The organism is Candidatus Manganitrophus morganii, assembly GCA_021651055.1.
In the GTDB taxonomy this organism is placed as follows: domain Bacteria; phylum Nitrospirota; class Nitrospiria; order SBBL01; family Manganitrophaceae; genus Manganitrophus; species Manganitrophus morganii.
The window spans coordinates 752,877-773,100 of the sequence record JAJHOH010000001.1; the positions used below are offsets into that span (position 1 = coordinate 752,877).

A 20,224-nucleotide genomic window follows, 5' to 3' on the forward strand; every position below is an offset into this window, starting at 1 on the left:
CAAATTTTACCGGGGTGGTATATTAAATCACATGTCGGAAGAAACAGTCATCCGGATCGCGATTATCGGAGCGGGAAGAGGGGGCCTGGCGCTGCTGCAGTGCTTCTCCGAGATCCCCGACATCCAAATTTCCGGCATTGCCGATACGAACCAAGACGCTCCCGGGATGCAGGAGGCCAAACGGCTCGGCATTCCCTCCACCATCCGTCTCCTTGATCTCATCACCCGGCCGGATGTCGATCTGATTTTGGAAGTGACCGGCGATCCCGATATGCCGGCCTTTATCCTGGGGCACAAAAATAAATCGGCCGAGCTGTTCAGCGGGGCGGAGGCCAAGCTCCTCTGGCGGCTTGTGCAAAACATGATTCGCCAGAATCGCCAGATTCGCTCTCTCATGGAGCAGATCAAATCGGAGGCGATGCGCGACACCCTCACCGGGCTTTACAACCGCCGCTATTTCGATCACCGAGCGGAAGAAGAGATCATCCGTGCGGACCGTGGCAAACATGCCCTGGCCTTTATGCTCTGCGACCTGGACGATTTCAAAAGCCTCAACGAAGCCAAGGGACGGCAGCTGGGAGATGAAATATTAAAAGCGGTCGCCGCCGACATGAGACAGTCGACCCGGGGAACCGATTTAATCTTCCGCTGGGGAGGCGATGAGATCGTCGTGGTCCTCTCGAAAGCGACGCGGGAAGGGGTCCTCATCGCCGCGGATCGCATTCGAAAAGGGATCCGGAAAATCGGGAAAAAAGCGGCCGTCTCCCTCGATCTGAGCATCGGCGTCTCTCTCTATCCCGATCATGGAGATAATCTCGACAAGCTGATTCATCTCGCCGATCGCGCCCTCTATATCGCCAAGAAAGGGGGGGAGAAAATTCACATCGGCGACGAGGGTTACCCTCTCAATGAAACGGCGATCAAGGTGGTGTTCCAACCGATCATCGATCTGCGAACGAAACAGGTGATCGGTTCTGAAGCGCTCACCCGGGACCCGAAAGGGAAGCTGAATGTCTTCGATCTCTTCAGAAGATATCACACGATCGGACAGCTGAACGAATTGAAACGGATCTGTTTTTCCACCCAGCTCAAGGCCGCCGAAGAGCATAAAATCGAAAGGCTGTTCGTGAATATCGATTCGGATATTCTCAGCCGGATGGATTCGGTGCCGAAGCCCCCCGGCGTCGACGTCATTTTAGAGATCTCGGAAGCGGAGGCCCTCCATAGCGTCGAAAAACATCTTCAGATGGCCGACAAGTGGCGGGGGAAGGGCTTTAAGTTCGCAATCGATGATTTTGGGGCCGGCTTTATCTCCTTGCCCTTTGTCGCGCAGCTGATGCCCGATTACATTAAAATCGATCGAATGACGACACTCCAGGCGGTCTCCTCCAAGAAATTCAGAAAGTTTTTAAAGAATTTGATCGCCGCCCTGCAGGAATATGTGACGGTCGGGATGGTTGCGGAGGGGATCGAGACGGAGGAGGAACTGGAGGTCGTCCGCGAACTCGGCATCTACCTTGCCCAAGGCTATCTTCTCGGCAAGCCCAAAGCGATCAAACCCTCCCGCCCCCCCAAAAAATAGGGACCGTCTCCCTCCGGTTCGACCAAACGGAAAATCTCTCCCGAGTTCTCATTTCTTTTGAAACGGAAAATAGCTTTTCTGCTGATCGTAGAACGCCTGCATCGCGCAATTCGCCTTGTGCGTCCGCTGGAGCTGCGGCTCGAGTTTCTCGAGCAGGCGGCCCGACAGGGCGGCGAGCATGTAGGCCGGCTCCACGCCGGTGAAGGTCCGCATGCCGCTGCAGCCGAAGGAGAGAGAAACCGCCGCCCCCTGAGAGGCCACCGCCAGCGCCGCGCAGGCGGGCCGGCCGAAGATCTTGGAGGAGACATCGCTCTTCCACTCGGCATCCCCGGTCGCCTCCCGCAGGAGCATCGCCTGGGCCGGCTGAAGCCAGATCACCACCACCTCCGGCACGACCGGGAAGTTAGAAAGCGGCCCGTACAACATCGCCTTTCCCTTCTTCGCCAAAGCGGGAATCTCTCCCGCCTCTTCGGGCTTCACATACCCGACCTCGCACATCATCGAGAGCCCGCGCTGGAGCCCCTCTTTCGCCTCGGAGGTCAGATCAAACCCCATCACCATCGCCCCGATCGGGCAATTCATATGATCTGCATCGTTCGCGGCGAAAAGCTCTTTCTCCGCCTGGCGCCAAAAAGCGCAAGAGGAGGGAGAAACCCCTTCAAAAATCGGAATCCCTTTCGGGACGGCTTCCACCGGCGCCGCCGCCACCGGCGGCCGGTCTAATCCGAGAAGAGTGGTCAACGTTTGGGCCAACGAGGCATATCCGGTCATTTTTTACGCTCCTTCAGCAATAGGTTGGACGCGATCCATTTTCATCTGTCGCCATATTATACGGAGGCTCCATGCTCAAGTCCACTCTGATGTCGGGCGCGGCTTGCCTCGCTCGATGCAAATCCCTTATGATGGAAGAAGCATCTCCGCACCTCATCACCTGAAGTGATGTTCTTACCTTTACATGAGGGAGGGATCATGACCACAGTAATGGATCGAATCTTTCGCGCCGCGAAGCTGGATCGGAACCTCTATGAGGAGGTCGAAGCCGATAAAAACACATTGTCTCAGGCGCTCGGGGTCGTCTTCTTCTCCGGACTGGCGGCCGGGATCGGCGCCGTCGGACGCGGACCGGCGCAGATTTTATTCGGCGCCGCCGCCGCTTTGATCGGATGGTTCATTTGGGCGGCATTAATCTATCTGATCGGGGTCAAGCTTCTCCCGGAGCCGCAAACGCGGTCCGATTTGGGAGAGCTGCTCCGGACCATCGGTTTTGCCAGCGCGCCCGGCCTGATTCGGGTGCTGGGAATCTTTCCGGGGATGGCCGAGATCGTCTTCTTCGTCGCCGCGATCTGGATGTTCGTCGCGATGGTGCTGGCGGCTCGTCAGGCCCTCGACTATCAGAGCACGATCCGCGCCATTTCGGTGGTTGCCATCGGATGGATTGTCCAGATGGTGATCCTGGTTTTTGTATTGAGCATGATGCAACAGCCGTCTCCGGGAGCAGGTGAAACGGTCGCACCGGGATAGATCCGAATCCGATCAACGTCAAAACCAACTGAGGGATTCGTTTCACGGCTCGAAATGTTCCACCACTCCCCAATAGGTGAAGGTGTTCAATCCCTGGCTGAGGTGCTCCATGTAAATCATCTTCCCCTCCGAAGGAGCCACCTTGATATACCCTCCCCCCGTCGGGTCGATAAAGAGGGTGAAAGGACCCTGGATCGAACGGATCAGCTTTCTCTTTTCGCGGCTCTCCCAATAGAACTCATCCCCGTCTTTGATGATGATCACCCGATGATTCTTTTTTTTCACGCTGTCCATCTCAATCCGGACCGATTCCTCCACCGTGCTCTTCGTCTGAATATCCGGCGCCCCGCTCAGAATCAGCGTCTTTGCAGCCGCCGGCCGGACCGAAAAGAACGATAATAACAACAGAACGAAAACAAACCTTTGTTTCATTGAATTCCACCCTCCATACCTTTGATTCTTTGAACCCCGCATTGAACAATGCGCGGCCTCCCCCTGTCAATAGGAAAGAGGTGCGGCTTGCCATAATCGACCGCTTTGGATATTCTAAAAAGAGAGGAGAGCACGTTTTCATTTCAGGAAAGGATTTCAAAACACCGATGGCAACAAGACAACGGTATGTTTCCAGCGAGATGACCCACTTCGTCGGAAGGGATCACACCGAAGCCGATCAGTACAAGCTCTTGATCCAGATTATCACCTCCGGCTGGCTGACCCACCCGCCGCACGATCCGGCCATCTCCGGCCGGCTCACCGTCAACACCGACGCGCGAATCAGCGAGAACGAGATGTATTATCCGCAGATCATCTCCTTCTCCGATATTCCGATCGGCGAGCTCGATATCCACATTCAAAAATTCAGCCGGTTCGGCCTCTCCTTTTTAAAGTCGTTCCTGGTGAAGCAGGGGGCCAATCCGGTTTTCTACATTGCCAAAAATGCACTCTCGCGCGACAAGGGGCGAACCGATCGGTTTACCCTGGCCGAGCGCTTCGACCAAACCATCCAGCAATACCATGCTCTTTTTGAGGAACTGCGCAACACCCCCGAGAAACCCGATTCTCCCGACCGGATAAAACGCCTCTTCTCCATCAAAGATTTTCTCGATTACCATATCTTCAGCTTCCTGAAGTTTTTTGATGCGTCAAAGCCGGAGGACGATCCCGAACACTTCTACATGGAGCGGGAATGGCGAATCCTCGGCAACCTCCACTTTACGCTTCAAGACATCCGCCGGATCATCCTCCCCGAATCATACGCCCCTCGGCTCCGGGAAGATCTGCCGAAATATATCGGCCAGATTACGTTCGTGGAGTAACCCGCCGGAGCTCCGCTATCGATTCCTATCTTTACCCTCCTCATTTGTTATGTTAACCTGATGCGTGGCATTCATTACTTCCTCAAGGGATACGTGTGATTGAGCTAAAATCGGTCAACAAGACCTACCCTCACCCGGTTCACCCGGTCGCCGCGCTCAAGGAGATCACCTTGCAAATCGAGAAAGGCTCCTTCTCCTTACTGATGGGGCCGAGCGGGTGCGGAAAGTCGACGCTGCTCAACCTGATCGGGGGGCTCGACCAGCCATCTTCCGGCGACCTCATGATTGCCGGCCGGCCGACGCGCGGTTTCACCGATGCCGACTGGACCCGGCTTCGCCGGACGGAGATCGGGATGATTTTTCAGTTCTTCAATCTCCTTCCGATGCTCAATGCGCTGGAAAATGTCGCCCTTCCCCTACTGCTCCGGGGCGATCGTCCGGAAGAGGCAAAGCGGCGCGCCACGGCGGCCCTCATTTCAGTTGGATTGGGAAATCGGCTCGATCACCGGCCGAGCGCCCTCTCCGGCGGGGAGATGCAGCGGGTGGCGATCGCGCGCGCCGATGTCGTTTCCCCGCAGATCCTCCTCGCCGACGAGCCGACCGGGAACCTCGATTCTGAAAATGGGGAAGAGGTCCTCAAGCTTCTCTCCTCCCGCGCCCGCGCCGGGGTCACCCTGCTCCTCGCCACCCATAGCCCGCAGGCCGTTCCTTACGCCGATCAGATCATCCACCTCAAAGACGGGCGGGTGGATCGGATAGACCGGATCGAAAGGAAATACTGATGCGCGTTCTGTTCGAGTGGATCTCCTTCCGCCATCTCTTCCGCGAGCGGCGGGCTTGGCTGACACTGATCGGGGTCGCTCTCGGCATCTCGGTCTTCATCTCGATCCGGATCGCGAACCAGAGCGTCTTGAGCGCCTATCGCCACTCGGTCGATGCGGTCGCCGGAAACACCACGCTCGAGGTCGTCGGCCGCGCCGGCCCTTTCGATGAAACAATCATCGCCGAGATTCGAGAAACCCCGAACGTCCGATCGGTCGCGCCGATCATCCAGGCCCCCCTCCCCATGACCGCTCCCCCCTCGACACAGGGAGAGATCCTCTTCTTGATGGGGGTCGATCTCCTCCAGGAAGGTCCCTTCCGCCAGTATGAGATCAGCAGCGGCCTCAACGAAAGTGAGCCGGAAACCTTCTTTACCGAATTGATGGAACCCGATGCGGTGCTGCTGACGGCGCCTTTCGCCGCCCGCCATCGGATTCAGATCGGGGATGCGATCTCCGTTCGTGACGGCAATCGCCTCCTCTCCCTTCGCGTCGTTGGTCTCCTGAAAGGGCGCGGGCTCGCCGAAGCGGAGGGGGGGAATATCGCCGTCATGGACATTGCCTCCGCGCAGTGGCGCCTCGGCAAGCTCGGAACACTCGACCGGATCGATCTGATCACCGACGCGCAGACCCCGCTGAGCGAGATCATCCCCTCCTTGGCCGAGCGGATCGGACCGGGGCTTTCGCTGCGCCGTCCCGAGCGGCGGAGCGAGCAGGTGGAGAAGATGCTCTTCGCCTTTCAGTTGAATCTGACCGCCCTCTCGGCCATCTCCCTTTTTGTCGGGATCTTTTTGATCTACAATACGCTGCTTGTCTCGGTCGTTCACCGGCGGAAAGAGATCGGCATTCTCCGCTCCCTCGGCGTCACACGCCTCCGGATCTTTCTTCTTTTCTTATGGGAGGGAATTTTGCTGGGAACCCTCGGGGGGCTCGGGGGGGTGCTCATCGGCGCTTTTCTCGCACAGGGGGTCTTGCGGCTCGTCGCCCGGACGGTCAGCGCGATTTATGTCCCAATCCCCCCTTCCCCCTTTTCCCTCCCCCCGTCGATCTTTTGGGAGGGGATCGGCATCGGGATCATCGTCTCGGCCCTCTCCTCCCTCCTCCCCGCGCTGCAAGCCGGCCGGCTCCGGCCGCGGGAGGCGATGGAGGGGATCTATGCCTCCCAACAGCCCCCTTCGGTGGCGAAGTTCTTGATCGCCGCCTCTCTCCTCGGCCTGACCGCCGCCCTTCTCTCGCGGGTCCCCTCCCACTGGGATCTCCCCGCGGCCGGCTATCTCTCCGCCGCTTTTCTCCTGATCACCTTCTCGATGCTCGTCCCGCCCGGCCTCCTCTTCTTCTCCCATTTGATCGCGCCGCTGCTGGAGCACCTCCCCCCCTCCTGGCGGCTGGCGCGCGGCCATTTGGAGCAGGCGATCCGGCGGAATGCGCCGACGATCGCCGCCTTCATGGGAGCGCTGGCGATGATGATCAGCGTCGTCATCATGATCGAGAGCTTCCGCAACACCGTCGTCCTCTGGATCGACCAGACGATCAAAGCCGATATCATCGGCGCCCCCGTCTCGCTTCTCTCCAATGAATCGGAAGAGACCCTTCCCGATGATCTGATCTCGACGGTGCGTCAAACGGCCGGGGTCGAAGCGGTCGACGGCTACCGCTCTCTGCGACTTCTCTTTCGGGAGGAGCCGGCGCTGCTGGTCGGACGCGATCTGGCGATCCACGCGGCGCACAGCCGGTATCTCTTCCGTTCGGGCGATTCGGATGAAGTCATTCAACGGGCCGTTCGCGAAGGAAAGGTTCTCCTCTCCGAAGTCTTCGCCAACCGCTTCGGCCTGCGCGAAGGCGAGACGATCGAGGTCCCTTCCCCCGAAGGGCCGGTCCCGCTGGAAATCGCCGGCGTCTTCTATGAATACAGCACCGACGGCGGCAAAATGGTCATCGACCGCTCGCTTCTTCAGAAATTCTGGAAAGACGACCGGCTCAACGTCATCGCCGTCTATCTGGAAAAGGGATTCTCCCCCGATGCGGTCCGTCAGGAATTGGTCCAGCGCGCGGGGGCGGAATCGGGGCTGGCCTTCATCACGCAGGTCAATTTTAAAAATGAGATCTTGCGGATTTTCGATCAAACCTTTCTCGTCACCTATGCGCTGGAATGGATTGCGGTCGTGGTCGCGCTGCTCGGGATCACGAACACCCTTTTTGTCTCGATCCTGGAGCGGCAGCGGGAGATCGGAATCTTGCGGGCGGTCGGCGCCTCCCGCCGCCAGGTGGTTCAGGTCGTCTTGATCGAGGCCTTCTATATGGGGGTGATCGGGAACATTCTCTCCCTCTTCTGCGCCTTCTTCCTCTCGCTCCTCCTGATCTTCGTCATCAACAAACAGTCGTTCGGCTGGACCCTTCTTTATCATTATCCTCCTTCCGTCATCGTCCACTCCTTCTTGCTGGCGACCGTAACGGCGCTGCTCGCCGGATATTTCCCGGCGCGCAAGGCGGCGCGACTGGAGGTCACGGAGGCGATTTCGTATGAATAGCGGGGTTCTTCCAAAAATCGGTAAGGGCGTATTGCGATACGCCCCTACCATCTGGATTCTCCTTCTTTTCTTCCTGGCCGCTTCCGATGCGGCGGAGCGGCAGGTGGCCGCTCTTTCTTCTAGGCCATTCGAGGCAGCCGCGCCGGGCTATCGCTTCTCCTTTCCGAGGGATCACGGCGCGCATCCGAACTTTAAAACGGAGTGGTGGTACTTCACCGGCAATCTCACGGCGGACGGCAAGGCGTACGGCTATGAGCTGACCTTCTTTCGGCGCGGGGTCGATTCGCCTCAGACGGAGAAGAACCCCTCCCGGTGGGCGATTCGGGATCTCTACTTCGCCCACTTCGCCTTGACCGACGTCGAAGAAAAGCGGTTCTATCACACCGACAAAATCAGCCGGGAGGCGATCGGAAAAGCGGGCGCGAAGCAGGATCGATTGGAAGTTTGGATCGATCGATGGCGGGCGGCTCAAGATCCGGATGGAACCATCCACCTTCAGGCAGAAGAGGAAGCGGAATCCGATCGCTCCGGATGGAAAATCGATCTTCTCCTCACTTCGGACAAGCCGCTCGTCATCCATGGAACCGACGGAATAAGCCGGAAAGGGGGCGAACCGGGACAGGCCTCGCACTACCTCTCCTTTACCCGGCTTCAGACGCAGGGGTCCCTTTCGATCAATGGGAAGACGCAGTCGGTTTCGGGATTGAGTTGGATGGATCACGAATTCAGCAGCAGCATGCTGAATAAAAATCAGGTCGGATGGGATTGGTTCTCGATCCAGCTTGAAGATGAGCGAGAGGTGATGCTCTATCAAATTCGGACGATCGAGGGGGGGAAAGATCCCTTCTCCGGCGGGACGATCATTGAGCCCGACGGAACGGCCCGGCACCTCCCCGCTGACGCATTCACCCTCACGCCGCTGCGGAATTGGACGAGCAAGAAGAGCGGCGGGGAGTATCCGGTGGCCTGGCGGATTGCGATCCCCTCCGAAAGGCTGACCCTCGAATCGGAGCCGCTCCTGGAGGACCAAGAGCTGATCACGTCGAAGAGCACCCGCGTCGCCTATTGGGAAGGGGCCAGTCGCTTTCAGGGAACAAAGGAGGGGAAGTCGATCGAGGGGAAAGGTTATATCGAGATGACCGGCTACGCCGAGCCGTTCAATAAGTGAAATGAATCGTAGGGGCGCACCGATGTGTGCGCCCTGGCAGGAGAGGGCAGACACATCGGTCTGCCCCTACCCGCAATCACACGAATCCCCACCCGCCATAAACGTGTCTCAGCAGATCTCTCACCGAAAGGACACCGATGATTTTTCCATTCTCGATGACGCCGAGATGGCGGATGTGCTCTTGATCCATGATATCGTTTGCGTCGACGACCGAGCGGTCGGCTTCGATCGCGAGAAGAGGGGTGGTCATCACCTTCTCCACCGGCGTGGTCTCCGGATCGAGACCGTCGGCCACCAAGCGTCGAACCACGTCGGCATCGGTGACGATCCCGGCGTAACTGTTGTTCCCGTCGGAGACGAGAATGCTTCCGACCCGCTTGTCTCGCATCAATTCGGCGACCTTTTTTATCTTCGTTCCCCGTCGGACCTTAAGAATTTTCTTGGACATCACCATCTTCACCGGCACCATCGTCGTCCTCCTTTTCTTGCGTTCGGAAACGGTATCTAAAGATACCGTAGACGAGAAAGATTGTCAAAAAGGGGGATCGAAATCATCCTCCACCCATTTTGGAGCGGGGATAGACCGGATGCCAATAACACGACAAAAAAATGCTTGACACGTTTTCCGGGCTTATTATAGAATCCAGCCAACGCAAATGTTTTTGCAAGGCCGTGATGATCCGACCCGACGGTTGGCTTGTCGCTCAAGCAAAATATTTGCTATCGACGGGTAGTAAGCCCGGTCATCACCAAATCAAGGAGGAGTTCGTAAAATGCCAAAAGGTCGTGTAAAGTGGTTCAACGCCAGCAAAGGTTATGGTTTCATCACCCAGGAAGATGGTAACGACATCTTCGTTCACTTCACTGCCATTCAGGGAGAAGGTTTCAAGTCTCTCGAAGAAGGACAGGAAGTGACATTTGAGGTCACTACTGGCGCGAAAGGACCACAGGCGGCGAACGTGTCAAAAGCCTAATCACTCCGATTAGCAAACAAAAAGCCCCAAGGCAAAACCTTGGGGCTTTTTGTTTTATTCTATCCTGTTTGATTCTTCATCGCCCTCTACGCGGCGGGGGCAACCGGCTCTTTGTACGCCCGGCGGCAGTGACGGCAGGTGACCACGTCGTAATCGACGCCGCTCTCCAGGTGGCAGCGGAAATCGAATCGGGCCCCGATGCCGCTGCAGTAAGGACATTTGGCTTCGAGGACCTGCCGTTCTTCCGGCGGCGCCATCGCTTCAATCTCTTCGATCACCCCCCGGGGAATCACCACGACCCGCATCTTCAAGCCGCACGGCCGGCAGACCGCTTCGAAGTGCGCTTCCTCCGGGTTTCCTTCCACGTGCGCGACCTGAAACTTGGCTTCTCCGCAGGCGGGACAGGAAACCTCATTCAATTTCTTTTGAACTTCAAACGGAGTGATGGGAGTCCTCTTATTCGATTTGATGGACCTTGATTAGATCATTGATCGTCGAGCCGACCCAGGGAGATTTCGAAACCATCACCAACAGATCTCCCCGCTTCACCTCTTTGCTCTGGGTGACGGCGTGGATAAACTCCTTGAAGATGTCATCGGTATTTTTCAGCAGCGGCATTCGACGCGGCGTGACCCCCCAGTAGAGGCTCATCCGGCGCTCGATCTCGGGATGGGGGGTAAAAGCAAGGATCGGATTCGTCGGCCGGTATTTGGAAAGGCGAAGGGCCGCCCCTCCGGTGAGGGTGGAGGTGACGATCGCCTTCGCGCTCATCTGCCAGGCGAGCTGGCAGGCCGCGGAGCTGACCGCCCGCGCCACGGAGAGTCCTTGCTGAAGACGGCGGTCCATCACCGGCGCCCGTCTTTCGGCGGCAACGATGATCCGGGCCATCGTCTTGACCGACTCCACCGGATAGTTCCCCGCCGCGGTCTCCGCCGAGAGCATCACCGCATCGGTCCCGTCGATGATCGCATTGGCCACATCGGACGCTTCGGCGCGGGTCGGGCGGGGCCGTTCGACCATCGACTCCAGCATCTGCGTCGCCGTGATCACCGGAATCTGCGCATCGTTCGCCTTCTTGATAATCTCCTTTTGAAGCAACGGCACCTGCTCCAGCGGAATCTCCACCCCCAAATCCCCGCGCGCCACCATCACCCCATCGGCCACCTTCATAATTTCATCCAGATGGTCGATCGCCATCGCCTGCTCCAGCTTGGCGATCACCGGAACATCTTTCTTCTCCCGCAGGATCAACCGCTTGATCGTCAGGAGATCCTCGGCCCGCCGGACCATGGAGAGGGCGACAAAGTCAACCCCATGCGCAAGACCGAATTTGAGATCGGCGCGGTCCTTGGCGGTGAGAGAGGGAAAGCCCAAATCCCGGCCCGGCACATTGATTCCCTTGTAAGCCTGAAGCGTTCCCCCGCCGATAACACGGCAAATGATCTTTTCATCCTCGATCCTGAGGACGCGAAGCTCGATCGCGCCGTCGTTCATCATGATGGCATCGCCCGGCCGGACCTTTTTGTGTAACTCCGGATGGGTCGTGGAAATCGCTTCTTCCGTTCCCGGGATCGGCCTCGGCAAGATCGTCAGAAGTTTCCCCCGTTTGAGTTGAATCGACTTCTCTTTTAAGGCGCCGACGCGAACCTTCGGCCCCTGAAGGTCTTGAAGGATGGCAACCGGCTTCCCCTTCTTCTCCGAGATCCGTCGAATGTGCCGGATCGCCGCCCCATGTTCTTCATGAAGACCGTGAGAAAAGTTCAGCCGGATCACATCGGCTCCGGCGCCGATCAGGCGGGAGATCATCTCCTCGGATGCGGTCGCGGGCCCGAGGGTGCAAACAATTTTGGCGCGTCTTGGCGTTGTCACGATAGATTATTCAGGGCGGAATCGTCGAATGAGATTGTCGCGCTCTTTCTTCTCTCCCCGCGCCCTTCCTCCTTCATTTAAGATTCAGGGCCATCAGCTTCAGGTCGGTCATCTCCTCGATGGCGTAACGAACCCCTTCGCGGCCGACCCCCGACTCCTTGAGGCCGCCGTAAGGCATGTGATCGACCCGGTAGGTGGGGACGTCGTTGACGATCAGGCCGCCCACTTCGATCTCTTCGAAAGCATGGAAGGTCTCTTTGATGTCCCTCACAAAGAGGCCGGCCTGTAATCCATAGGGGGATTGATTGATCCGGGCGATCGCCTCTTCCAGCTTTCGGTAGGGGGCCATCGTCACAATCGGCGCGAAGACCTCCTGGCAGTTCACCTGCATCTGGGGCGTCGTTTCGGTCAACACGGTCGGCTCCAGCAGTGTCCCCGATCGTTTTCCGCCGGTCAGGATCTTCGCCCCCTGCGAGACCGCCTCCTGAATCCAGCGTTCGGCGCGCTCCGCCGCCTTGAGGTCGATCATCGGCCCCATCGCCGTCTTCTCGTCGGTCGGATCGCCGACCTGCAACCCCTTCACCTGCTCGGCAAAAAGACTCGAGAAGCGGGAGTAGATCTGCTCCTGAACAAAAATCCGTTGGACCGAAATGCAGACCTGGCCGGCATAGGAGAACCCGCCGATCGCGCAGCGTTTGGCGGCATAATCGAGATCGGCATCGGAGTGGATAATGACCCCGGCGTTCCCCCCCAATTCCAGGACAACCCGTTTCTTGTTCGCCTTCTCTTTTAGCATCCAACCGACCGCGGCGCTCCCGGTGAAGCTGAGCATCTTAACCCGCGGATCGAGAACCATCTTTTCGGCCAGCTCATTCCCGCAGAGAAAGACGCTGACCGCCCCGTCGGGAACTCCCACCGACGCGATGATCTCCGCCAGGAGCAGCGCGGTCAGCGGCGTCTTCGGGGCCGGCTTCAGCAGAATCGTATTCCCCGCGGCGAGCGCCGGGGCGATTTTGTGGGCGACAAGATTGAGGGGAAAGTTAAACGGCGAGATGCCGACGATGGGACCGATCGGAAATCGTCGCGTGATGCCGACCCTTCCTTCCGATCCCGGCATCAGATCGAGCGGAAGGAACTCCCCCTCCATCCGCTTCGCCTCCTCGGAGGCGATCTGAAAGGTGCTGACGGCGCGGTTGACCTCGCCGCGGGCGTCGGCAATCGGTTTCCCCGATTCCAATGTCATTGTCCGGGCGACCTCCTCCCGGCGCGCCTTTAACCCCTCCGAAATCTGATGGAGGATCTCCCCCCGGCGAAAGGCCGGCATCCGCCGCATTTCTTGAAAAGCATGCGTCGCTGAAGCGAGGGCGATCTCCACATCCTCCGCCGAGGCCGAATACGTCACCCCGATCGGCTGGTTGTTGTATGGATTGACGACCTCCACCTTCTCCGCCGATTTGCGCCACTTCCCCGCGATCCAAAACGGATGTTCCGGAATCATGGTTCCCCTCCGATCTGTTTTTCTGATGATACTAAAATCGCGGTGAGGAATCAATGACTTATAAGGAACGGTACGGCATGAAGGAAAATAGTATCAGTGAAGGAGACAAAAAAAGCGCCCCGGCTTTCGCCGGGGCGCCCAAAGTACAAAACCGATCAGGCTAAACGCAAGCCTCCGCCGCCTCGCAATCGTCGAAGGTCTGCTCGGCGGAGCCGTCGCCCCCTTCATCAATCTGGACCCCCGTGGAGGTGTATATCACCGCCGTGGTAACGCCGCCTCGGTTAACCAGGATTTTTCCGTCGACCGGGCAGGAAGCGTCAAGGGGAATAAAGGGCTCTTCTCCGACCGGGGTGGTGAAGGTGAATGTCCCGTCGACGCAATCGGACGAGATTGCGATGGTTCCATCGAAGGAGAGGGTCTCTCCCTCTCGATCGATGCCCTCAAGCGTTCTTGTCGCCGGTGTGACCACCATCGCAAAATGGGTGAATGTGGCGGTGATGTTGTCAGCTCGATTCAGGCGATTGGTGAAGGTCGAGTTGCCGTTCATTGTAAAGATCGTCGCACCCGGCGTGCAGTCGGGTTCCGGCACATGCGTCTCCGCCAAGACCATGACGAAGTCGTTCAATGAAAATGACTCATTGACTTCAAAAGTTCCGTTGTTTTCCAGATCGACCTTGGCCGTACCGTTCATATCCATCGTAAAGGTCATCTCCAGGAAGGAAGAATTTCCGCATTCGACTTCTCTGCCGGAGAAAGAGACCGTCCCATTGTTGAAGGTTTCAAAGGTGCCCGAAGGTTCCGTGACGCGTCTGGTAAACCGATTAAAAGTCAATGTAAATTCCTGACCGCCATTCGTGAACGTGAGGCGCATTGAACCGTTAAAAAAAAGGGTAGAATCCCCATCGCTTCCGGAGCAGTTGACAAAGTTCGCGGTAAAAGAATCATCGGACTCATCGTCCGGCGTGTTGTTGTCATCCGTTCGGATTCTTTGCATTCCTCCGTCGGGACACGGCAGATCGCCTGAGTCGGTGGTGTCCCGAAGCGTCTTCTGCCGCCGGAGAGCCACCGACGCCTTAAAATCATCCAACGCCTGTCGGACCTGAGCTTCATTGCTTAGAATTGACGCCGCCTTTCGGTTTAAAGCGGCTTTAGCGATGTCGCCATCGCCGCCGGGATCCGTAGCCACTCCCAGCGCGCTGACGATCGCCTTCGAAGCGGCGCTGGCGGATTGCGCCGCGGTCCCGGCCGGGGCATTGCCCCCTCCTCCACCCCCTCCCGATCCGCAGCCGTGAATCAGAAGTGCCAATGAAACCAACACTCCAAATGCCATGCCGTTTTTCCTAAGGATACACATCTCTCGTCTCCAATTTACGTCTGTTCGATTGGTAGGGTCAAACACATGGGAGCACTTTCTTCGACTCAACGGCTGAAAATATACGATTGATGGATGCGCGTTGTCAATGCGTTTCTTCACGCTATACTACTTAATAAAATTCGGCTCGAAACAAAAAAAAGCGCCCCGGCTTTCACCGGGGCGCCGCTAAAATATAAACTACTTACACTTCGGTCCCAGTACAAATTCCTTCCGCTTCCGCATCGTCGCAGCTGGCGAAGCTATCATCGATAGAGCCGTTGTTGCCTTCATCAATTTGAACACCACCTGTCGAGGTGTAGATCACAGCGACGGTGTTGCCGCCGTTGGTAATGATGCATCTCCCATCCAAATGCCAATAAAATTCTTGGACATTCTTACTTAAGAATATAATTTTAAATGAGTGTGCGCTTAATGTGGGGATTGGAAAGACGCTCTGGATTCCCGCTTGCGCGGGAATGACGATCAGCCCGCCCGTTGCCTTTTGAAAAAAAAGATGGTAGGTTACCCGCCTGAGGAGAGAAAAGAATGAACCATCCGCGGAAGATCATCGGCTTATTTCTGATTGTCGTTCTCGTTCTGGCCGCCGGGGCCACGCGGGCCGACTTTATTGCCGATCAGTACATCACCATCAGCTTGGGAGAGATCGGAGAGAACGCCCAGATCTTTCCGGCCAAGGTCTACTCCAGACAAAAACAGCTTCGGGTGGAGATCAACAACGCCGGGAGAAGCGTCGTCCACATCTCGCGGGGAGATAAACGGCCGCCGGTTTTCTGGATGCTGATGCCGAATGAGAAGATGTACGTGGAGACGGTCGGCGGGGAAAACCCGGTCGATCCTTTCTCGCCGAAATCGGGTGTAAAAATCGAGAAGGTCTTCGTTGCGAAGGAAAACGTGGCAGGCCGTCCGACCAATAAATTTAAGATGACCTGGAGAGACAAAGAGGGAAACAAACGGATCGGGTTCGCCTGGGAGGCGATCGACCTGAACAACGCCCCGATCCGCCAAGAGTTCTTCAGAGAAGGCGAGCATGTTCTGGTCCAGCTGGCGAACATCCAGGTTCAAAAGCTCGACCCCGCCCTCTTCGAGGTCCCTTCCGACTACAAGAAAATCACCGCCCCATCCAACGCGCCCGCCGGTCCCCCCGCGCCAAAAACGCCCGGGCCTTAGACCTCCACCGGGTTACTGCCGCACCGGCGTCTCGATCGCGTCACCCTCCGATAGATCCCGTCCGATAATCACCACGCCGGTCGGGAGAAACTCCCTGTCCCCTAATGGGGAGAAGGAGACGCGAAGCTCAACCGTTCCCCCTTCTCTCCCGCAGAAAAGTATCTTCTCATCCCCCAATGAGATTCCCCTGATGACCGCCTGAATCCGTTCTTCCAGTCCGGAAGAGCGCCACACGAGGGAGCCGACCGGTTTTCCGATCAGCTCTCTTTCCGAGTAGCCGAGCGTCGCACAGGTCGTCCGATTCACACGTTGAATCGTCCCTTCCGCATCGCAGACGATGAGAAGGTCGGCCGTCGGCGAGACGGTCTGACCGGCGGCAAGACCGGGCGACATATCGATCAACCGGTACCGGCGGATTGTTTTGGCCATGATCAGGAAAAAAATGAAGATCGGGATATAACCGAAGGGATAAAGCGGAACGCCATAATTCGCCAGGAAATCGAATGAGGCGAAATAGCCGACCCCAAACGCTTTCAGAAAAGATTTGGTCCGCTCCCGATGGACGCTCGGGACCGCATTGCGAAATTGACCGTCATATTCCCAAAGGCTCAAAAACATGATCCCGAAGAAAAAGAGCAGAAAAGGGATGCTCAGCCAAGCCACCTTGGGATAATAACCCCACCAATAGGCATAGACTCCTCCGACAAGGAGATCGGACAAAAGAACCGCCAGCGCAAAGAGCGCGGAGAAAGACCAGCTGATTCGTCTCCAAACTCGCCGCTGATATTCCAGGTGAAGGGAAACGATGGAGAAGTCATAAATGAGGGAAGGGAGAAACGTCACCGCCAGATATCCGGCCTTCGCCCAAACCAGGGCGACCTCCTCCGCGACGGCGGAGTACATCCAGGAAAAGGAGAAAAGCCAAACACCCCCCATGAAGGTCATGTAGAAAAAAAGCCGGCCGATCCTGCTTCCCCGCTCATGGATCAGGACAGCCGCTCCGAATAAAAACGTCGCGGCAGCCGCCGCGAACATCGGAATCGCATAAACGTTGAAGAAATACTGAGTTGGGGTAAAAAGTTGCGCAAACATGGCGACCTTTTCGGCGATCGAGCTATTTAAACGATACCGTAAGAGAGAGGGACCGTCAAACGGCGGGCCACATCGCGCGGAGAGAGCGAAGCCTCTGTTTATTCAGGCAATTCTTTGGCAGGGAATTTTCTCAATGGGCCCGGCCGAACCAACGATAGCGGTTCTCGGCGACATGATGGTAGATCACGGCCGCCAGCCGGGGGACCCCCGGAAGGTAAAAAAGGAGGGAGAGAGGCCGTCCAAAGGGGAGGAGGGGAAGCATTCTCCGGAAAGCGTCCACTCCGGAGGTGACCTTTCCTTGCGCATCGATAAAGCGCATCGCATCCATGCAGGCCATCCCCGCCAGATCGGGGAGCTGTTCCTTTGCTTCGGCCGTTTGAAACGGAAGGAAGGAGATCCGGCGCCGCCGATCCCATCGCTCGACCCACTCTTTTGAAGAGACGCAAAGCCGGCACTCGGCATCGTAGATGAGAACGTTGCGGGAAGACGTTGTTTCACCCATTCGGCTTTTCCTCTTCGTTCATCAATTGGGCGATGTGCTTCACCTCCACCTTTCCCTTCAGACCGTTCTGCAGCTGGATTATACAAGCGGGACAGGAGGTGGCGACGATCTCCGCCCCGCTCTCCTCAATCCCGCGCCGCTTCCGCTCGAAGATCGCCGCCGACTGTTTCGGATTTTTGACGCAGAACGTTCCCGCGCCGCCGGCGCAGCGGTCGGCGTCGGCCATCTCGACGAACTCGAAATTCGGATTTCGACGGAGAAGATCCCGCGGCGGCTTACTGACGCCTGCCGCCCGGAGATGACAGGAAGAATGATAAGTGACTTTTTTCTTTTTTCCGGATGAAGACGGCCTCTCTTTTACCGGAACCGTGCCGGCCAGGAATTCCGAGATATGGACCACCTTCGCCGCGAGGCGCTTCGCCTCCTCTTGTTCGTCGGGAGGGAGAATGCTCTCATAGTCTTTCAACATGAAGGTGCAGGAGGCGCAGCCGGTGATCACCTTCTCAAACCGTTCGAGGGAGGCGATGTTGAACCGGGCGTTCTCCCGGACCTGATCGATCCAGCCGTAGGTCTGAATCGGCGTTCCGGAGCAGCGCTGCGGCGGGAGCGCCGCCTCCACCCCGTTTTTTTTGAGCACCTCGATCACCGCATCCCCAACGCCGTCGTCGAAGTAGTCGGCGGCGCAGCCGTGGAAATAGGCGATCGGACTATTGGACTCGATCAGCGCGGGATAACGCTCGCGCAAATGCCGCTTCGCCAACTTCGGCAAGGTCATGTCGGACGGAATCCGTGCCGTTGGGGCCAGCCCCCTCAGGACCGGCCGGGTCAAATGCTCGATGAAGAATCGGCCGATCCGGTTGTCCCAGATCGGCTGCGTCCAGGCGGCCAGCTTCAGCAGGCCCTCGAATAATGAGCGCTTTGATTGGAGCCGGAAGGCCATTCCCGCCACCCGGTTCGGATGTTCTTCCCGTTTCTTTAAAATCAGCTCCGAGACGTCGATTCCGGCGGGGCAGACGGTCCGACACGATTTGCAGTTGACGCACGCTTCCACGACGCGGGACGACTTCTCGTAGGTGTAATCGGGCGCCGTCACGATGTGGAACCACCCTCGCGCGGCATTCGACTCCTCCCCGGCGACGTCGTAGACCGGGCAGACCGAGTTGCACTTCCCGCAGGTGGCGCACTGTTTGGCGAGCCGTTCGAGATCGATCTTCTCGGTGAACGGTGTTTCGCTGATCTTCACACCGGGATTGAGGAGATATTTCGGATCGAAGAGGGTCTTCACCCGCTTGAAGAGGGTATAAAGCTCCGGGCCGTAGAGATCTTTGACGAACTCGGCCCGCACCCGCCCGTCGCCATGCTCCCCGCAGAGCGAGCCGCCGAACCGGTCGATGACGGTTTGATGGATCTCGTGAGAGAGGGCGACCATCTTTTCAAAGTCGACCGGATCGTTCACGTTCAGCAAGGGATTGATGTGGGCGTTGCCGTTGCCGATGTGGCCGTAGATCGCCACCGCCACCCCCTTCTCGGAAAAGAGCCGGTCGAGATAGGCGATCAGCTCCGGAATCCGGTCGGCGGCGACAACGACATCGTCGGCAAAGTTGATCGGCTTCTTCTTGGCGTCGTAATTATACAAGGTCGGATACATCGCCTTCCGGACCCGCCAGAGCTCGGCCTGATTTTCGGGGTCGAACGCTTCGGTCATGGGGGCGCTCAGATGATACTGCGTGATCGCCCGGTGGACCGCTTCCATCTTCGCCCGGGGCGACGCGTCGAACTCCGCCAGCAACATCGCCGCCGCCTCCTTCGGGATGCCGAAGCGGGCGCGGCCGACGAGGTCGAGCGAGTTGGCGTCCATCATCTCCAAAGCGCTCGGCGCCAGGGGGAGGAGGGCATTGACCGCGTCGCCGATCTCGGAAAGCCGGTCAAAGTAGATAAGGGCCGTGGCCGTTTCCGCCGGTTTGGGAACCAGCTTGATCTTCGCCTCGACCGCCAGCCCCAGCGTCCCCTCGCTTCCGATGAGGAGCTGGTGGAGCGGGAAGACGCCGCGCGCCAATCCGTCGGCGAGATCGAACAGGTTGTACCCGCTGGAGTTCTTCGACACCTTCGGCCGCTTCGACTGGATCAGGTCGCGGTTCCGCCGGATCAGCTCGATCAGATCTCTCAAGAAGGGATTCTCGACAAGGAGCTTCTGGAAGCGCGGATCATCGAGCCGGTACGCTTTGGCGGTGACCCAATTGCCATTCGACAGAAGAACTTCCATCTCCAGGACGTTGTCGCGGGTGGCGCCGTATTTCAGCGTGTGGGGTCCTGCGGCGTTGTTTCCGAGCATTCCCCCGAGCTTGCACATGTCGCCGCTCGACGGATCGGGGGCGAACATCCACCCCCGCTTCGCCAGCCGCTTGTTCAGCTCGGCGAAAACGATCCCCGGCTGGACCCGGGCCCAGCGGGCCTGCTCGTTGACTTCCAAAATCTTATTGAGACGGGAGAATTCGAGGATGATCCCCTCCCCCACCGCATTGCCGGTGAGGTTGGTCCCGCCGCTCCGGGCGGTCAGCGGGACATGGTGCTCCTTGGCATAGTGGAGCACTTTTTCAAGATCCTCCCGCGATTCGATGACGGCCACTGCTTGGGGAACGACCTTGTAGATGCTGGCGTCGATCGAATAGGCGGTGATAGCGGGAGGGTCGGAGAGGATTTTTTCTTTCCCTAACGTTTTCTCGAACTCTTTCAGAGTAAACGGCATGAGGGGATTATAACAGTAGGGGGGGGCATTGACAACCGCCACATGCGGATGAGGTTAATCGCATG

Annotated in this window: 18 protein-coding genes; 8 read left to right on the forward strand and 10 right to left on the reverse strand. The window is 57.9% G+C overall.

All coding sequences use genetic code 11. The features are described 5' to 3' along the window. Window positions 1–31: 31 nt before the first annotated feature. On the forward strand, window positions 32–1,582 hold the full coding sequence (locus tag MCM46_03405) for a diguanylate cyclase (GenBank protein ID MCG3110852.1): 1,551 nt from the start codon (window positions 32–34) through the stop codon (window positions 1,580–1,582). Between the two features lie 48 nt (window positions 1,583–1,630). Here the strand turns inward: MCM46_03405 and MCM46_03410 are convergent, their stop codons facing one another. Next, window positions 1,631–2,353 (reverse strand): DUF169 domain-containing protein, encoded by a 723-nt coding sequence (locus tag MCM46_03410; GenBank protein ID MCG3110853.1) that lies wholly within the window; start codon window positions 2,351–2,353, stop codon window positions 1,631–1,633. A gap of 198 nt (window positions 2,354–2,551) precedes the next feature. Between MCM46_03410 and MCM46_03415 the strand changes: the two genes are divergently transcribed. Continuing rightward, window positions 2,552–3,103 carry a YIP1 family protein gene (locus MCM46_03415; GenBank protein MCG3110854.1) on the forward strand — a complete coding sequence of 184 codons (552 nt, stop codon included), beginning with the start codon at window positions 2,552–2,554 and terminating at the stop codon, window positions 3,101–3,103. Window positions 3,104–3,145: 42 nt separating this feature from the next. On the opposite strand, the gene MCM46_03420 is transcribed toward MCM46_03415, so the two are convergent. Continuing rightward, window positions 3,146–3,535, reverse strand: coding sequence for a hypothetical protein (locus tag MCM46_03420; protein MCG3110855.1), 390 nt, complete (start codon window positions 3,533–3,535; stop codon window positions 3,146–3,148). 167 nt (window positions 3,536–3,702) lie between these two features. On the opposite strand from MCM46_03420, the gene MCM46_03425 reads away from it, so the two are divergent. From MCM46_03425 to MCM46_03440, 4 genes are all read left to right on the forward strand, one after another. Beyond that, window positions 3,703–4,419, forward strand: coding sequence for an abortive infection system antitoxin AbiGi family protein (locus MCM46_03425; GenBank protein MCG3110856.1), 717 nt, complete (start codon window positions 3,703–3,705; stop codon window positions 4,417–4,419). 95 nt (window positions 4,420–4,514) lie between these two features. After that, window positions 4,515–5,201 (forward strand): ABC transporter ATP-binding protein, encoded by a 687-nt coding sequence (locus MCM46_03430; protein MCG3110857.1) that lies wholly within the window; start codon window positions 4,515–4,517, stop codon window positions 5,199–5,201. Then, entirely contained in the window at window positions 5,201–7,768 is a 2,568-nt protein-coding gene (locus MCM46_03435; protein MCG3110858.1) for an FtsX-like permease family protein, read from the forward strand. The genes MCM46_03430 and MCM46_03435 overlap by 1 nt, the downstream gene beginning before the upstream one ends. Continuing rightward, window positions 7,761–8,936: a carotenoid 1,2-hydratase gene (locus MCM46_03440; GenBank protein ID MCG3110859.1), complete on the forward strand. Its 1,176-nt coding sequence runs from the start codon at window positions 7,761–7,763 to the stop codon at window positions 8,934–8,936. The genes MCM46_03435 and MCM46_03440 overlap by 8 nt, the downstream gene beginning before the upstream one ends. 76 nt (window positions 8,937–9,012) lie before the next feature. On the opposite strand, the gene MCM46_03445 is transcribed toward MCM46_03440, so the two are convergent. Next, the gene (locus tag MCM46_03445) at window positions 9,013–9,405 is read right to left on the reverse strand and encodes a CBS domain-containing protein (GenBank protein MCG3110860.1); all 393 of its coding nucleotides are present in this window, start codon (window positions 9,403–9,405) and stop codon (window positions 9,013–9,015) included. A 304-nt stretch (window positions 9,406–9,709) separates the two neighbouring features. Here MCM46_03445 and MCM46_03450 point away from each other — a divergent pair, with 304 nt between their 5' ends. Beyond that, the gene (locus MCM46_03450) at window positions 9,710–9,910 is read left to right on the forward strand and encodes a cold-shock protein (GenBank protein ID MCG3110861.1); all 201 of its coding nucleotides are present in this window, start codon (window positions 9,710–9,712) and stop codon (window positions 9,908–9,910) included. An 86-nt stretch (window positions 9,911–9,996) separates the two neighbouring features. Here MCM46_03450 and MCM46_03455 read toward each other — a convergent pair whose 3' ends face one another. The 4 genes from MCM46_03455 to MCM46_03470 all read right to left on the reverse strand — a co-directional run bounded on the left by MCM46_03455 (window position 9,997) and on the right by MCM46_03470 (window position 14,607). Further along, complete coding sequence (locus MCM46_03455) at window positions 9,997–10,329, reverse strand: hypothetical protein (protein MCG3110862.1); 333 nt, start codon at window positions 10,327–10,329, stop codon at window positions 9,997–9,999. A gap of 37 nt (window positions 10,330–10,366) precedes the next feature. Next, complete coding sequence (gene pyk / locus MCM46_03460; protein MCG3110863.1) at window positions 10,367–11,779, reverse strand: pyruvate kinase; 1,413 nt, start codon at window positions 11,777–11,779, stop codon at window positions 10,367–10,369. A gap of 73 nt (window positions 11,780–11,852) precedes the next feature. Then, window positions 11,853–13,277, reverse strand: coding sequence for an aldehyde dehydrogenase family protein (locus MCM46_03465; GenBank protein MCG3110864.1), 1,425 nt, complete (start codon window positions 13,275–13,277; stop codon window positions 11,853–11,855). 160 nt (window positions 13,278–13,437) lie between these two features. Next, window positions 13,438–14,607, reverse strand: coding sequence for a hypothetical protein (locus MCM46_03470; GenBank protein ID MCG3110865.1), 1,170 nt, complete (start codon window positions 14,605–14,607; stop codon window positions 13,438–13,440). 570 nt (window positions 14,608–15,177) lie between these two features. Between MCM46_03470 and MCM46_03475 the strand changes: the two genes are divergently transcribed. Continuing rightward, complete coding sequence (locus MCM46_03475; protein MCG3110866.1) at window positions 15,178–15,819, forward strand: DUF4412 domain-containing protein; 642 nt, start codon at window positions 15,178–15,180, stop codon at window positions 15,817–15,819. 12 nt (window positions 15,820–15,831) lie between these two features. Here the strand turns inward: MCM46_03475 and MCM46_03480 are convergent, their stop codons facing one another. The 3 genes from MCM46_03480 to MCM46_03490 all read right to left on the reverse strand — a co-directional run bounded on the left by MCM46_03480 (window position 15,832) and on the right by MCM46_03490 (window position 20,159). Continuing rightward, the gene (locus MCM46_03480) at window positions 15,832–16,911 is read right to left on the reverse strand and encodes a PAS domain S-box protein (protein ID MCG3110867.1); all 1,080 of its coding nucleotides are present in this window, start codon (window positions 16,909–16,911) and stop codon (window positions 15,832–15,834) included. A gap of 130 nt (window positions 16,912–17,041) precedes the next feature. Next, on the reverse strand, window positions 17,042–17,413 hold the full coding sequence (locus MCM46_03485) for a DUF393 domain-containing protein (protein ID MCG3110868.1): 372 nt from the start codon (window positions 17,411–17,413) through the stop codon (window positions 17,042–17,044). Further along, complete coding sequence (locus MCM46_03490) at window positions 17,406–20,159, reverse strand: FAD-binding oxidoreductase (protein ID MCG3110869.1); 2,754 nt, start codon at window positions 20,157–20,159, stop codon at window positions 17,406–17,408. The genes MCM46_03485 and MCM46_03490 overlap by 8 nt, the downstream gene beginning before the upstream one ends. Window positions 20,160–20,224: the final 65 nt, after the last annotated feature.

What these genes read in the sequence shown, in the direction of transcription:
- MCM46_03445 (MCG3110860.1), bottom strand. Translation starts at nt 9,405, where the DNA reads ATGGTGCCGGTGAAGATGGTGATGTCCAAGAAAATTCTTAAGGTCCGA.
- MCM46_03425 (MCG3110856.1), top strand. Translation starts at nt 3,703, where the DNA reads ATGGCAACAAGACAACGGTATGTTTCCAGCGAGATGACCCACTTCGTC.
- MCM46_03415 (MCG3110854.1), top strand. Translation starts at nt 2,552, where the DNA reads ATGACCACAGTAATGGATCGAATCTTTCGCGCCGCGAAGCTGGATCGG.
- MCM46_03470 (MCG3110865.1), bottom strand. Translation starts at nt 14,607, where the DNA reads ATGGCATTTGGAGTGTTGGTTTCATTGGCACTTCTGATTCACGGCTGC.
- MCM46_03420 (MCG3110855.1), bottom strand. Translation starts at nt 3,535, where the DNA reads ATGAAACAAAGGTTTGTTTTCGTTCTGTTGTTATTATCGTTCTTTTCG.
- MCM46_03440 (MCG3110859.1), top strand. Translation starts at nt 7,761, where the DNA reads ATGAATAGCGGGGTTCTTCCAAAAATCGGTAAGGGCGTATTGCGATAC.
- MCM46_03480 (MCG3110867.1), bottom strand. Translation starts at nt 16,911, where the DNA reads ATGTTTGCGCAACTTTTTACCCCAACTCAGTATTTCTTCAACGTTTAT.
- MCM46_03435 (MCG3110858.1), top strand. Translation starts at nt 5,201, where the DNA reads ATGCGCGTTCTGTTCGAGTGGATCTCCTTCCGCCATCTCTTCCGCGAG.
- MCM46_03450 (MCG3110861.1), top strand. Translation starts at nt 9,710, where the DNA reads ATGCCAAAAGGTCGTGTAAAGTGGTTCAACGCCAGCAAAGGTTATGGT.
- MCM46_03475 (MCG3110866.1), top strand. Translation starts at nt 15,178, where the DNA reads ATGAACCATCCGCGGAAGATCATCGGCTTATTTCTGATTGTCGTTCTC.
- MCM46_03465 (MCG3110864.1), bottom strand. Translation starts at nt 13,277, where the DNA reads ATGATTCCGGAACATCCGTTTTGGATCGCGGGGAAGTGGCGCAAATCG.
- MCM46_03405 (MCG3110852.1), top strand. Translation starts at nt 32, where the DNA reads ATGTCGGAAGAAACAGTCATCCGGATCGCGATTATCGGAGCGGGAAGA.
- MCM46_03490 (MCG3110869.1), bottom strand. Translation starts at nt 20,159, where the DNA reads ATGCCGTTTACTCTGAAAGAGTTCGAGAAAACGTTAGGGAAAGAAAAA.
- MCM46_03485 (MCG3110868.1), bottom strand. Translation starts at nt 17,413, where the DNA reads ATGGGTGAAACAACGTCTTCCCGCAACGTTCTCATCTACGATGCCGAG.
- MCM46_03410 (MCG3110853.1), bottom strand. Translation starts at nt 2,353, where the DNA reads ATGACCGGATATGCCTCGTTGGCCCAAACGTTGACCACTCTTCTCGGA.